The organism is Tessaracoccus terricola (assembly GCF_054776555.1).
Genome location: NZ_BAAHBS010000007.1, coordinates 210,346 through 223,226, shown reverse-complemented (window position 1 = coordinate 223,226; position 12,881 = coordinate 210,346). Strand labels below are relative to the sequence as shown.

Annotated in this window: 13 protein-coding genes; 8 read left to right on the top strand and 5 right to left on the bottom strand. The window is 66.9% G+C overall.

What is annotated here, in order from left to right; translation table 11 throughout:
- Positions 1 to 19: 19 nt before the first annotated feature.
- The 4 genes from ACYU7G_RS16985 to ACYU7G_RS16970 form a co-directional block, all read right to left on the bottom strand.
- Positions 20 to 217, bottom strand: coding sequence for a hypothetical protein (locus ACYU7G_RS16985; protein ID WP_461110010.1), 198 nt, complete (start codon positions 215 to 217; stop codon positions 20 to 22).
- A gap of 548 nt (positions 218 to 765) precedes the next feature.
- Entirely contained in the window at positions 766 to 1,365 is a 600-nt protein-coding gene (locus tag ACYU7G_RS16980) for a hypothetical protein (RefSeq protein WP_461110009.1), read from the bottom strand.
- Between the two features lie 588 nt (positions 1,366 to 1,953).
- A complete protein-coding gene (locus tag ACYU7G_RS16975; protein ID WP_461110050.1) occupies positions 1,954 to 2,103 on the bottom strand; it encodes a hypothetical protein in 150 nt (49 codons plus the stop codon).
- A complete protein-coding gene (locus tag ACYU7G_RS16970) occupies positions 2,060 to 2,257 on the bottom strand; it encodes a DUF6228 family protein (RefSeq protein ID WP_461110008.1) in 198 nt (65 codons plus the stop codon). Before ACYU7G_RS16970 ends, ACYU7G_RS16975 begins: the two co-directional genes overlap by 44 nt.
- Positions 2,258 to 2,470: 213 nt before the next feature.
- On the opposite strand from ACYU7G_RS16970, the gene ACYU7G_RS16965 reads away from it, so the two are divergent.
- From ACYU7G_RS16965 to ACYU7G_RS16930, 8 genes are all read left to right on the top strand, one after another.
- Positions 2,471 to 3,151, top strand: coding sequence for a hypothetical protein (locus tag ACYU7G_RS16965; protein ID WP_461110007.1), 681 nt, complete (start codon positions 2,471 to 2,473; stop codon positions 3,149 to 3,151).
- 97 nt (positions 3,152 to 3,248) lie between these two features.
- A complete protein-coding gene (locus ACYU7G_RS16960; RefSeq protein ID WP_461110006.1) occupies positions 3,249 to 3,785 on the top strand; it encodes an ankyrin repeat domain-containing protein in 537 nt (178 codons plus the stop codon).
- A gap of 759 nt (positions 3,786 to 4,544) precedes the next feature.
- Positions 4,545 to 5,534: a type IV toxin-antitoxin system AbiEi family antitoxin gene (locus ACYU7G_RS16955; protein WP_461110005.1), complete on the top strand. Its 990-nt coding sequence runs from the start codon at positions 4,545 to 4,547 to the stop codon at positions 5,532 to 5,534.
- Entirely contained in the window at positions 5,531 to 6,304 is a 774-nt protein-coding gene (locus tag ACYU7G_RS16950) for a hypothetical protein (RefSeq protein WP_461110004.1), read from the top strand. The genes ACYU7G_RS16955 and ACYU7G_RS16950 overlap by 4 nt, the downstream gene beginning before the upstream one ends.
- A 430-nt stretch (positions 6,305 to 6,734) precedes the next feature.
- The gene (locus ACYU7G_RS16945) at positions 6,735 to 7,247 is read left to right on the top strand and encodes a SigE family RNA polymerase sigma factor (RefSeq protein ID WP_461110003.1); all 513 of its coding nucleotides are present in this window, start codon (positions 6,735 to 6,737) and stop codon (positions 7,245 to 7,247) included.
- Positions 7,244 to 8,617, top strand: coding sequence for a serpin family protein (locus ACYU7G_RS16940; protein ID WP_461110002.1), 1,374 nt, complete (start codon positions 7,244 to 7,246; stop codon positions 8,615 to 8,617). The genes ACYU7G_RS16945 and ACYU7G_RS16940 overlap by 4 nt, the downstream gene beginning before the upstream one ends.
- A gap of 105 nt (positions 8,618 to 8,722) precedes the next feature.
- Entirely contained in the window at positions 8,723 to 10,432 is a 1,710-nt protein-coding gene (locus tag ACYU7G_RS16935; protein WP_461110001.1) for an outer membrane protein assembly factor BamB family protein, read from the top strand.
- A complete protein-coding gene (locus tag ACYU7G_RS16930; RefSeq protein ID WP_461110000.1) occupies positions 10,429 to 12,207 on the top strand; it encodes a hypothetical protein in 1,779 nt (592 codons plus the stop codon). The genes ACYU7G_RS16935 and ACYU7G_RS16930 overlap by 4 nt, the downstream gene beginning before the upstream one ends.
- On the opposite strand, the gene ACYU7G_RS16925 is transcribed toward ACYU7G_RS16930, so the two are convergent.
- A complete protein-coding gene (locus ACYU7G_RS16925) occupies positions 12,147 to 12,797 on the bottom strand; it encodes an HAD family hydrolase (protein WP_461109999.1) in 651 nt (216 codons plus the stop codon). The two genes, ACYU7G_RS16930 and ACYU7G_RS16925, sit on opposite strands and share 61 nt — an antisense overlap.
- Between the last annotated feature and the right edge of the window lie 84 nt (positions 12,798 to 12,881).

Sequence of the window (12,881 nt, the reverse complement as noted above, 5' to 3'; positions counted from 1 at the left end):
CCAATCCTCAGGACGGCGGTCAACGGAAGTCGCCGCGGAGCAAGGAGTCGATCTCGTTGAGATCGACCAAAACTCGGAAGCCGTTCCTGAACCGTGTGAGCTTCCCTTCGGCGATCCTGCGCTCCAGAGATCTCCGCGAGCTCCGGCAGTACTCGACCGCCTCGGGCAGCGTCGCGTACCTGGGACGCTCTCCAGTCCCTACCTTCGTGCGTGCCATGGTCTTCACCGTCCCCCGTGGTGCACCGCACCGCCGATGCCTCGCGCTGCATCCCGACACTGGTGCTGTTCGACGTTGGTCATCTCATCCACCCTTCCTGAACGTCCTGCCCTGGTGGCCAAGGAGTCGTCTATGGATGAGATAGCCCGCTAGGCGCAGTGTGTGGCGCAATGACGCACCACGTCGATCCGATAAGAAGACCCGAGTTCCCACTCGATGGCGCCGGACTGTTGGGTGTGCCTCAAAGCACCGATCTGAGTATCCGGATCCGGCGCCACACCCGACGACGCCTGAGTTGCCCGGCTGCCCAACACACCTACCTCGCAGCACCAAACGACCTCACAGGCCGATCTGCGGAAGTTCGGATCTGCCGATCTGCGGAAGTTCGGATCTGCCGATGAGCGACCTCTCAACGCTGACTCCGAGATGTTGCCGACTCTCCGTAGATGGTTGCCGTGCGATTTGATCTGAAGGAACGGAGTCAGCGCGGCGGGGGTGTGGGTTGCATCGCGGGGTGATTGGGAGCACCTGCCCGCTGGCCGTGTTTCTCAGCCGGGAGGAGCGGTAGACAGCAGGGGCAGGACCTGAACGTCCCAGACAGCCCTCTGCAAGAGCGCCAAGGTCAGATAGACGCCAGCAGGGACGAACGCCTGCGCTTGCCACGACAACCGAGTGAAAAAGGCCATGGCGGCAAGCAGCAGAACCGCGACAGCCAGCGGTGCGGCGATCACAAGTTCTTGATACCCGAGTGGCCAGCAATCAACTCGAAGGCACTCTCCGTGATCGGGCATCACGAACTCGGCACCTGATCGAACCCGCGAAAGCAGGGCAAGCCAGCCGGCGATCCACAAGGCACCGAACAACTGAGGCACCCGCACCCATCCAACAGACTCACCCACGGGAAACACTGCAAGAAGGGCCACACCGGCCGCTGTCAACACGATGAACACAAGCTGGACCCAAAGCGGCACAAGGGCCACATCCAACTCCATGGTGTAACTCACGGTCTCGAGGCCCACGCGGCCCAGTCCCGTCCACGCCGCAGCCATCCAGACAAAGCCCAACAACGCCATGTAAAGCACCAAGGTCAGGCAGCTCCGCCAAGGGAACGACTCCCAACTAGGGTGCTGCTCAGGCAGTGATGTCATGGCCCATAGGGTAGCCAACACGTTCCCCTGACCCAGGAGCATAGGCCTCCTGCATCACACAGTGCAGTTGACGCACTCTTCTGCCGCGCTCGGCGCGCACGGGCGCGAAGCGCGCACGGGCGCGAAGCGCGCACCGCGCTGGTTTCTGGTCACTGCTTACGACGGAGGCCCAGCCGAAATCCGACAACTCCGCTAATGACGAGCGAGCCGACGATACCCAGACCCAAGCCCCAGACATGCCCAGGCTGCAGAACCATGGCGGCGGGCCACGATTGTTCCGCAAGAGGGGCATAGGCGAACCAGCCGAAAGAGCTAGATCCCGAGAGTGCGAAGGCGACGACTCCTGCAACGGCGAGTGCGGCCCCGATGCCACCCAGGACCAAGTGCGGTGCGATTCGTGTCTTCGCCATGCAAGGCAGTGTGGCACGCATCGGGCGCCGAGCTAGCAATCCTGACCGCAGACGCACTGATCTGCCGCGACGTGGACAGCCGGTCGGTCGTACAGCCACTCGCTGGGCCCTAGGTTCGGCGTCTTGTCACTCGGAGTCGTTCCGCACACCCGAAAACAACACCCCTAGGTCGAGTGAATCATTCACCACTCAGAAGTTGATGAACCTCCGTCGCTGCCTGGAGTAGTTCCTCCCCGGGGTCGAGAGTGATGTCGAGTTGCACACTCCATCCGTCATTGTCGGGTTCAACTCGCTGGTCGAGCAGTTGAGCAGTGATGGTGATGCCCATCGCGGCAGCGTGCAACGAGCCGGATGTCACCCTCCAGTGACTCCCACTGCTTGTGCCCTTCCCAAACCGACAGAGCGTGCTCTGCCAGATCTGCGAAGTACTCGGCCAAACCACGGAGATCGAAACCGTCTCGAGGACGCGACGCGGCAGACATCCGATCCGATTGGAGTGTCACGGCAATGTCGGCGGCGGACCCCTCTTTTCGGAGGTGGGCCGGGTTGAGTTGCGAGACGATGGCTCGGTGAACATGATTCGGGTTTCAGACCCTTCAAGCGAGGTCGCTTGGCTGGAGGCAAATGGTGGCGGTCCAAATCCGACTGGGTATGACCTTGAGGGTTGGCCAGCGACTACCTGGGTTCTTCATGCGATGTATGAGAACCCCGCGCTGCAGGGGTGGGGCACCCACGATGAGCTTCACAAGCAGCGGGTGGCTGCTGGTGAGATCGCGCCGGTCATCGTCGGTGGCGTCAATCTGGACGAGGCCACGGCGGTCGCTGGATCCTCATTGGGTTATGTGACGTCTCCCGGGGCCGGTTGGGAGCGTGTGTCTTGGGGTGAGTACATCGCCAAGTCAGGCGGCAGGGTCAGCGATTGCGGGGTGCCTCCGTGCTTTCGCTGGTTCCCTGCCGGTAGTTGGCCCATCTCGATTCAGCCACCCCCGGAAGGGTCATTGGACGAGGAGAGCCTGGACGCCCTCGTCCAGATTCTGGCGGCGGCTTCGCCCCACGGTTTGGATACCCAGTGCTTCGCGTTCTACGCGGCCTTGCCGGCTTCGGACTTCGACACACCGCACCTGTGGCGCGGCCCCTTGGGAGCAGTGCCGGAGCTGATCGAGCAACGCGGTGGAACGTATGGGTCGAGCCCTTCGAACTTCTGGTCCGTGGACCGAGAGTGGTTCGTGTGGTCGGATTGGGACCTGCAGGGCACCAAAGTCAGCGGCGCAGAGGGGCTGATCGGATCGCTCCAGAACACCAGCAGTTTGGAGACCCTTTCATGGCAACGACCAGTAGCTGGGACACCGACGACATCTGGGCCGGGTCGCGTCTGACGCCGGTTGAAGTCGAACCTGGGCTGGTAGGCCGCATGACCTACGAGAAATGCAAGCACTGCTCCGGTGGTCCCAATAGAGGTGCCATGGGTGCAGCATGATGGAGCCCATGGAACCTTCACGCGCTACCGACGCACCGGTGGGACTCGGCTTCGCTGTCTGGAAGGGTGACGTGGCGCGCGTGCGTCAATTGCTCCAGGAGGGCGCCGCAGCAGACGACTACGGCGACGGGGTTTACGACGTCACCCCTGTGATGGTGTCGGTCGATGAACCGCAACCGTTCTACGATTCCGATAACGAAGAGATCACAAGGCTGCTTCTCGACAACGGCGCGGACGTCGATAGACGTGACGGCGAAGGGCGGACAGCGTTGCACTACGCGACGCGCGCCGGGGGAGCAGCAGTCGTGCTGCTGCTCAACGCCGGGGCAGATCCCAACGCCCAATCAACCGATGGCTCGACCCCCCTGCATGATGCTGTCCGCTACATGAACACCTCCGCAGTGGAGGCCCTCCGGCAGCACGGTGCTGACCCAAGAATCCACGACCGTCAAGGGGCCACGGCCAGTGATCTCTTGAAGCTAGAACAAGCCACTGAAGAGGAACGAACCTTGATCTTGAACGCGATGTCCTAAACGCTGACTTACCTGCGGCAGGTGCACGGGGCAGCGCGGACGCTGGGTGAGGAGCGCCGATTGTCGACACATGACGAACTCGAATGGCGCGCGTCAGATGTGGAATTCCGTCCATTCGAGCATAGAAGAAGGTTCGTCAGCTGGGTGCCACCCGGCCAGCACCTACCAGCAACGCTCGTCGCCGACATCGAGATCTGGCGTGCCGCCACCGGCGTCGCCCCCGACGACCGTCGCCCCACCGGCGAGCCCCAACTGGGCGCGAGGGCACGCACTTGGCAACGGCACCTCGAACAACAACTGCAGACCCCCGCAACCAGAACATGGGCAGACGCCGTCGCGGCCATCCACCCCCAGATTCAGTCGGACCCATTCGCCCCGACGCTGGCCCAGCGCCTAACCGCACTCGACGAGGCCGGCCTCCGCCCTGATGCACTGCTGACCACAGCAGCTGCAGAAGGACCGCTGCCAGCAGAACAACCGGCGGCAGCCCTATGGTGGCGCCTCAGCCGGTACCTCGTTGCAGGCGATGCGGGACTGACTGGTGTCACTGGCGGCAGTCAGAGCCAGTCCTCGTCCAGGGCCGACCTGCCATACGCCCGCGGCTCCTCCAGTCCCCCACTGTCCGCCCGGCAACGGGACGAGCGCCATCGGAGGGTCACCTCCCAGCGCCCGCCAGCGCCGGGTCGGTGAGCACATGGCGATGCGCCGCCAATAGGGAACTCTGGTCAAAATGATGCAGCGGTCAGTAGTATTGAACACATGCCAACTTTGACCGATGTCATCTCCGAGGCGCTCCGCGGGTTCGGCCTCACGATCGAGGCACCCTCGACCTCCGATGGCCGAGCAGATCTGGTCGCCACCTTCCCAGGCCCAGACCCGGTGAGGGCGGGCGTGGATGTACGGCAGCGCTCCCAACCTTTGGGGCCGGTGGAGGCGGCGAACTGGGCGCGGACCCGTCAGGACGGCACGATCCTGGCCCTTCCAGCCATCCCCGCCGGTCGGGGCGCGCAGTACCGCGCGCTGGGAATCAACTACGTCGACAGCGGCGGAAACGCCCACCTGAGCGTTCCGGGATTCCACGTGCACGTCGAAGGTCGAAAACCACGCGCGATATCCGACGCTGCCCCGCGAGCGCAGTCTGCTTCCGCAAACCCTGCTGGCCTCAAGGTGACATTCGCCCTACTCGTCGACCCAGAGGTCGTCGGCACGAGCTACGAACAGCTGACTGCCCTGTCGGGGGTGTCGAAGGGCACCGTCTCCAACACCATCGCCGACCTCCGTGAGCGAGGCCACATCTTCACGGAGGGCCCCCGGCGCAAGCTCATCGACCCTGACCGGTTGGCGCGAGACTGGGTCGACGCGTACGTGCGCGTTCTGGCCCCTCGGCTGCGACGGCTGGAGTTGGCAGGACCTGAACCGCAGTGGTGGGAGCAGAACTGGAGGGACACAGCAGGAACCTTGGGGGGCGGTGTGGCATTGGCAGAGCTGGGAGCGGCGCTAAAGCCCGACCACACCGTCGTTTACGGGCGACCACCGTGGCAGGCCATCCGACGGGAGGCACGGCTGTCGCGGGACGGGAACGCGCCAGTGATCCTGCGTGAGCAGTTCTGGTCCGACGCGCTGCTGCGAGGCGCACGCTACGTCCCACCCCTGCTCGCGTACGCAGACGCACTCGCTGACACCGACCCTCGCGAGACTGAGGCAGCACAGGAACTGGCCGTACGAAACCAGTGGAGGTTCGCCAGATGAAGCATCTGTTTCCCGACCTCCCGGAAGGCCTCCTGCAGACCCTCGGGCAACTGGTACCTGAGTTCACCCTGGTGGGCTCCTTCGCCCGCGACTACTGGGTCCACACCATCACCGGACTCCCGCGAGGCGCCCGGACCCTTGATGTGGACATCGCGATCCTCGTCCCCTCCATCGACGCCTACCGAAAGAGGCTGGAGCGCCTTGACGGCCCGAACGCAACCGGGATCAGGTTCCTGGTGAACGGCTTCGGAGTCGACGTCATCCCCTACGGTTCCAAGGTCGCCCCCAGTGGGATCGTCGAGACTGCCGACGGAATCACACTCGACGTCACCGGCATGGCAGAAGCGGCAGCCGGAGCCAAGCGCATCGAAGCCGGGGGCCTGAGCAGCATCCAGGTCCCCACCCTGAGCTCAATGATCGGCCTCAAGGTCATCGCCTGGAACTACCGTGGCGCCACCACCCAGAAGGACGCACGCGACCTCGGGCCCCTCCTCCGGGCCACCTACCACGGGCCCAACAGCGAGGTCGTCTGGGAAGTCAGCGAGGCGGGTGAGCGGTGGGACTACGACGACGTGCTCGTCGGCCCCTACCTGGCCGGCCAAGAGCTCCGGGCCAACTGGCGACCTGCGTCCATCGAGCGCCTCACAGGAATCCTCGACGACTCAGGGATCGCAACGCTTGCGACCCAGATCTCCCGCCATGAGCGAACGCCCTCTGGGCAACTCGTGGAACAGATCACCGCGCTCCGCGCCGGCATCACCGGCGGGTGAGGCCAGAGTCAGGCATCCGAACCAGGGGCAAGAGTTGGCCGCACGTTCGCCGCACGAAACGGCCGATCAGACCCTTCGAAACCCGTCCTGCCTTGTCAGCGCGATTCCGCAGGAACTTCAAGTCCTCTCTCGGACACAGATCAGAACCCCTGGTTGACAAGGCGAAAGCCGAGTTGACCAGGGGTTCTTCTCGTTTCGGGTCCTTGTGCCCCGAAGACGCGCCACCCCGGCGGGAGACCACCGGGCTGACTGGCGCGAACGGCCCCGGAGACGGAGCCGATTGCAGCAGCCAACTGCGCCACCCTATTAACGTGTCGCACTTGGCTCCGTCTCCGGTGCCAAGTGCACCCACCTTCCGGAACCGTCCGCCATCTCCAGGTTGTGCCAACCTTTGGGCACACCACGGCGTCGTATGGAGTAGGAGGTCACGATGGAGGATTCGAAGGATGCCGCAGCGCACGGCATCGAGCGGTTCCTCGCCGACCGTGGAAGCGGCCTCCTGCGCGCCGCGTGGCTGCTGACCGGCGATGACCACCACGCAGAGGACCTGCTCCAGACCGCACTGGTCAAGTCGATGGGCAGGTACGAAGCACTGGGCAACGACCACAAGTTCGAGAGCTACCTGCGCACCACGATGTACCGGACCTTCGTCTCCTGGTGGCGTCGCAAGAGCTGGCAGTCCGAGGTGGTCACGGAGCAAACTCCGGAACGACCGGGCGACAGCTCCCCCGACGCGGTCCGGGTGGACGTGTTGCGCGCGTTGGACACCCTGCCGCGCATGCAGCGTGCAGTCCTGTCGCTGCGGTATCTGGAAGATCGCCCGATCGCGGAGGTCGCCCGGATCCTCGGCATCAGCGAAGGCACGGTCAAGAACCACGCCCACCGCGGGTGCTCCGCCCTGCAGGGGTCGGTGCACCTGACCGACGAGGAGGCAAGACGATGAACGATGACAAGATCTCAGAGACTCTCGACCGGGTCGTGCCGCACCGAGAAGTACCGGCCGGTCTGCTGGCCGGCGCCCGGCGCCGGCTCCGACGCGTTCGAACCATCACGGGCGCCGCGGTCCTGGCCCTCGTCGTGGCCGTCGCGGTCCCACTGGCCGTGACTCTCGGAGGCGCTGGCACCACCCGGGAGACCGCCGTCGCCGAAGACCTTCACGGGACCGCCATCCTGCTGGACCTCCCCCTCGAGACGCCGCACATCACCGACGCGGCCACTGCCAGTTCCCGCATCGCCTGGAACCTGATGGTCGCCGACGACGACGTGCGCTCCAGCAACGCGGCAATCGCCCCCGGATCCCTCGCCGTGACCCTGGCCATGCTCGCCGAAGGCGCCACGGGACCCAGCATTGAGAGTCTCGACGCCGCGTTCGGACTCACCGGCGACGACCGGTCCGCCGCCGTCGGCGCGCTCCGCCAGGCACTGGCGGACTACGAGGACCTACCCACGTCCGTGGACGCGGATGACCCGCCCGAGGCACCGCTGGTGCACCAGGCCAACCGCGTCGTCATCCTCGACGACGCCGAGATCGAGCAGGACTACCTCGACCGGCTCGCCAGCTACTACGACACGGCCGCCAAACGGCTCCCCCGTTCGGATGCCGAAGACGACCTGGACGCCTGGGCCCGGAAGCACACCGCCGGCCTGATCGAGCAATCAGCCATCGAGATCAACCCGGACCTCCGCCTCGTCACCCAGGACGCGCTGTTGTTCGCAGCCCCCTGGCGGCAGGCCTTCGCAAGGGACAACGTTCCCCTGGCCTTCGACACGGGCGCGGGCACGACCGAGATGGTCGAAGCGCTGGGAGACTCGTTCGTCGTCCCCCACGCCACCGGCGCCGGCTGGGAAGCAGTCCGGCTCCCCTACGACGACTTCCTGGCCATGGACGTCATCGTCCCCGAGGAAGGGGTCCATCCCAGCGAACTGGACTTCGACACCATCCACGCAAGCTCAACAGCCCTGGACACGGCCGCCGAGACTGCCCTCGACCTCACCATGCCGCCGAGCGACATCGAGACCAAGTGGGACCTGCTGCAGCCGCTCGCGGACCAAGGAGTCGACCTGTCTGAACTGGACGGCATCTTCGCGGACGCCTACACCGACCAGCTGGTGCAGCAGGTGCGGCTCACCGTCACGGCCAAGGGGACCGTCGGCGCCGCCCTGACCGAGGCGGCCGTCGCCGAGGAGTCCGCCTCCGTGGCGCCGTACCAGTTGATCGTGGATCGCCCCTTCGTGATGCGTGTCCTGGACACGCGAACCGGCTGGCCCCTGTTCGTCGCCATCGTCAACAGCCCTGGCGACACACCCGAGTGAGCTGCGGCGCCGCAGCCGTGACAACCCCCTTCGGGCTCACCAGGTGGCGGGCTCTGTTCGTCGCAACCCCGGCCGTGGCCCATGTGACTGGCTAGCCTGTTGCCCGTGACTCATGAGGGGGGACGTGACCGCACGGGCCGCGATGTGAGTGCGGGGATGCTGGTGCTCGCGTTCGTCGTGCTCGTGGCTCTCGTCTCGGCCACCACTGTGCTGGCCCGCCCCAAGGACACGTTGCCGCGCAACACCGCCACGTCCCTGCTGCCACCGGACGGCCACCGCGAGGTGCAACGGGGCGACGGGTCGGTGACGGTGCGCGAGTACGCGTTCAACTCCGGCGGGGCGATGGTGAACAGCGGTCCCATGGAACTGGTCCTGGCGTTCTCCGACCCTGAGTCGGTACTGGAGACCAGCTTCCTGCGGCTCCTCGAGACCACCGCCTCGGGCGACGACGTCCGGCACTCCGTGACCGCCCTCGAACTGGGCGACTGGGGGGTGCGGCGCAACCTGGACGTCTCCGGCGGCGTGATCCAGCACTGGGTTCCGGCACCCTTGCTGCTCCCAGCCGATGTGGAGCCAGGAACCACTTGGCGTTCCACCGGGTCCCTCAACACCTACGAGGACTTCCAGCCGACGGGGACCGAACGCTTCGACTTCTCCGCTTCCGCCACACTCCCCAACGACCCGGAGCAGGCCGCCGAGGGCTGCCTCGATGTCACCACTGTCCAGACGATCGGCGAAGCGGAGGAGACGCGCACCGAGACGTGGTGCCCGGGCCGAGGGGTGGTCGCGGGCGGTTGGGCCGCGGCGGACTCCCCCAATCCCACCGACCCGGGCTTGGGGGTGCCGGCCAACTGGGACCCGCAGCGGTGGGAGGCCGACGTCGTGGACCTGAACAAGTCCGAGCCCATGGTCTGGTCCAGCATGCTCGCGCGGGTGGGCACGGACGAGGCGCTCGTGGTGGCACACCAGACCACCGGAGACTTACTGATCGCCCCGGACGGGGACGTGGACCGGGCCGTGCGGGCGCACCCGGGCGGCAGCATCGTCGCGCTGGCCAGCTTCGGGGACCTCGTTGTCGCCGCGACGTCGCAGGCCACCGTCGCCGCCTACGACATCCGCGGGGTGTGGCAGTGGGAGACCAAGGTCCCCGACATCGTGTCCCTGTCCCCCGCCCTGGCCGACGGTTTGGTCGTGGTGGCCGACGGGTCCGGCAACGTGACCGGACTGCAGGCCCGAACCGGCGAGCGGGCCTGGACGACGTCTCTCCCGAACCAACCGGTCTCGGCCCCGGAGGCCTGCGGGAGCACCACGCTGGTCGGCACCACGGGTGCAACCCTGGTGATGCTCGACGAGCACGGCCGGGAACTGGCCACCGCCGACCTGTCCGACCGCTCCACCCGGTTCGCCTGCGGCGTCGCCGGCGAGGTCTACTCCGCCGGCACGAGCTTCCTGGAGCGCATCGACGCCAGCGGGAGCGTCCTGGTGCGACGACACATGCACGACGCCCTCATCGACGAGGTCCACCACTTCGACGACGTGGTGGTCACCGCGTCCGGCCGCGCGATCACCGCCTACGACGACGAGACGCTCGAGCGGTTGTGGCGCGTGGACGGGGACTTCTTCGACACCGCGATGGCCGACGACAGCATCATCGCGATCGACACCGAACGGCTCATGGCGCTGGACCTGCAGGGCAGGGAGGTGGCCTCCTGGCCGTCCGACGCCGCCCGGGACGGGTTCACCACCCACGTCGTGCCCTTCTCCGCCGGGGTCGGTGTGGTGTCCCCCGAGCTGCAGTTGACGAGGCTGCGATGAGGGCGCGCCAGCGGGTCGGTGCGGTGGCGGCGTTCGTGGGTCACGTCCTGGTCGCCCCGGTCAGGGACGGCCAGCTGAAGCCCTCGCAGTGGCACCCGATGCTGCGGATCCTCGGCGCCCTGACCCTGGTGGCGGTGCTCGCTGCCGTCGCCCACGTCATCGCCGCCGAGGAGATGCGTCGGGCCGGCGACGTCGTGAGTGTCGGGCCGGACATCTACCTGCCCGCCGCAGCGATGCCCATGGTGTCCGCGGGTCTTTTCCTGGCCATGACCCTCCTCCAGACCGCCGCCCTGCACGTCGCCGTCCCGCTGCGGGTGGTCGCGCTCGCGGCACTGGCGGCCACCACCTTCGGTTCCCTCAGCCAGACCACCGAGAGGGGGCTGGTGCTGTGGGTGCCCCTGGGCGCCCTGGTGGCGCTGGTCCTGTTCCACCTGGTCCGCGCCGGCCGACGCTTCGCCAGCTTCGAGGTGATCGTCGTGGCCGTCCTGGTGTTCTGCTGCACGCAGGCCGGGATGCTCGACTCGGACGCGGCGTTCCAGTTCGGTTTCGAGACGCGCGGCCTGGTCCTGACCGCCCAGATGCAGTTCGTGTGGACCCTGGCGGTGCCGGCTCTCGTGGCGGCGGGCACCGCACTGACTCAGGTGGCGGTCACCAGCGGCGAGGCCGTCGGCGCGGTGGCGAGCCGCCGGTTGGGAGCGTCCGCCCTGCAGGCCGCGATCGGCGTGCTGGTGCTGTGGCGCTGCTGGGTGGGGATCACCGACTTCGCCGGAGCCACGCGTGACCGCTGGCTGCCGGAGCTGTTCGGTTCCCTGCTCGTGCTGGCCCTGACGGTGTGCATCGCCGCTCCGTTCGTGCTGCGCGCCCGCCGGGTCCCGGACCGTGAACGCGCCGAGCCCGGGGCGCTGGCGGACAGCTTCGGGGGCGTGTCCTACCTGCTGGCGGCGCTGGCCACGTTGTGGCTCGTGTTCCCCAACACACTGCACGGTGTCCGGAGCCTGTTGGTGAACCTGGGACGGGACGTGCCCGAGTGGATCTGGACGGTGACGGGGATCACGAACCACCCCCTGGTTCCCAGCGTCAGCCGCCTCGTCGCAGGGGGCCTGTGCCTGCTGCTGGCCTGGCGCTGGGCGCGACGGGGACAGTGGCTGGGTGCCGTCCTGGTGGCCGGATTCATCGGGCCGCAGGTGATCTTCCTGGTGTTGACGCTCCGTCCCGAGACACCGCTCGGGTTCTCGAGCGAGGCGCTGGGGCTCTGGCTGCTGCTGGCGCTGCTCGTCACGGTGGCCGTCGTCGCGGCCTCACGGGACAGCAGCCCACGTCGCCTCGGCGCCCTGCTGTCTGCCGCGGCCATCCTGACCCTCCACGACTTCCGCCACGCCCTCGAGAACCCGCTGGCCGCCCTCATCGGCTTCTCGGCCCTGGCCTCGGTCCTGTTCGGCATCACGTGGCGGGTACTCACCGACGGCGAGTTCACCCACGGCGACTCCCGGGCGATGCCGCAGGGCACCCGCGTACTGCTCTACCTCGCCAACATCGCCTTCGTGACAACCGTGGTGATGTTCTCTGCCCTGACCAGGGACGCAACCGGCTTCTTCGACCTGTCCACATGGGAGGAGTTGGGCGACGAGGTCTTCGCCTACCCGCTGTACTTCACCGCGGTCCTCGTGGCGCTGTTCATCGCTGCGTTCGACCCGAGACGGGGCGACACGACGACTCAGAGCCCGGCGATGACTTCCAGCGTGAGCTCCTCCAGCGACTCCAGCACCCGGGTCTGAGCCAGCAGTTCGTCGGCAGGTCGATGGAAGTGCGGCGGCACGACGACCACCCTCATGCCCGCGTTCAACGCGGACCTGATGCCGTTGGTGGAGTCCTCGAAGGCCACGCACCGTGCCGGGTCGACGCCGAGGAGCTCCGCGGCGCGCAGGAAGCCGTCGGGCGCGGGCTTGCCCGCGGACACCTCCTCGGTGGAGACCCGCACCCTGAACACGTCCTCGAGCCCCAGCGCGTGGACGGCGGACTCGATCAGAACCCTCGGCGACGAACTGGCCACTGCCATCGGGTAGTGGTCCGCCAGCAACCGGACGGCCTCGATGGCGCCCGGGAGGACCTTCAGGTCGGTCTCGTGTCGGAGCGCCATGTGCTCGATGGTCAGCCGGGCCGCCTCCTCCGGTGTCATCGGGAGTCCGACCACCTCGACCAGGTGCCTGGCCCACTCTGGTGTGGACATCCCCATCATCGCCTGCGTGCTGCCCTCGGGCCATTCCAGCCCGGCGTCGGCTGCGAGCCCGCGACGCACCTCGTCCCACTCCGACTCGGTGTCGATCAGGGTGCCGTCGAGGTCGAAGATGATGGCGGCTGGCTGCATGTTTCCTCCGGGGTCCGTGTGGTGGCGACCCCCATTGTTCCAAACATGCAGCGTCGGAGTAGACTCGCCATCGTCGAGCTGGAA

What these genes read in the sequence shown, in the direction of transcription:
- ACYU7G_RS16985 (WP_461110010.1), bottom strand. Translation starts at nt 217, where the DNA reads ATGGCACGCACGAAGGTAGGGACTGGAGAGCGTCCCAGGTACGCGACG.
- ACYU7G_RS16980 (WP_461110009.1), bottom strand. Translation starts at nt 1,365, where the DNA reads ATGACATCACTGCCTGAGCAGCACCCTAGTTGGGAGTCGTTCCCTTGG.
- ACYU7G_RS16975 (WP_461110050.1), bottom strand. Translation starts at nt 2,103, where the DNA reads ATGGGCATCACCATCACTGCTCAACTGCTCGACCAGCGAGTTGAACCC.
- ACYU7G_RS16970 (WP_461110008.1), bottom strand. Translation starts at nt 2,257, where the DNA reads ATGTCTGCCGCGTCGCGTCCTCGAGACGGTTTCGATCTCCGTGGTTTG.
- ACYU7G_RS16965 (WP_461110007.1), top strand. Translation starts at nt 2,471, where the DNA reads ATGTATGAGAACCCCGCGCTGCAGGGGTGGGGCACCCACGATGAGCTT.
- ACYU7G_RS16960 (WP_461110006.1), top strand. Translation starts at nt 3,249, where the DNA reads ATGATGGAGCCCATGGAACCTTCACGCGCTACCGACGCACCGGTGGGA.
- ACYU7G_RS16955 (WP_461110005.1), top strand. Translation starts at nt 4,545, where the DNA reads ATGCCAACTTTGACCGATGTCATCTCCGAGGCGCTCCGCGGGTTCGGC.
- ACYU7G_RS16950 (WP_461110004.1), top strand. Translation starts at nt 5,531, where the DNA reads ATGAAGCATCTGTTTCCCGACCTCCCGGAAGGCCTCCTGCAGACCCTC.
- ACYU7G_RS16945 (WP_461110003.1), top strand. Translation starts at nt 6,735, where the DNA reads ATGGAGGATTCGAAGGATGCCGCAGCGCACGGCATCGAGCGGTTCCTC.
- ACYU7G_RS16940 (WP_461110002.1), top strand. Translation starts at nt 7,244, where the DNA reads ATGAACGATGACAAGATCTCAGAGACTCTCGACCGGGTCGTGCCGCAC.
- ACYU7G_RS16930 (WP_461110000.1), top strand. Translation starts at nt 10,429, where the DNA reads ATGAGGGCGCGCCAGCGGGTCGGTGCGGTGGCGGCGTTCGTGGGTCAC.
- ACYU7G_RS16925 (WP_461109999.1), bottom strand. Translation starts at nt 12,797, where the DNA reads ATGCAGCCAGCCGCCATCATCTTCGACCTCGACGGCACCCTGATCGAC.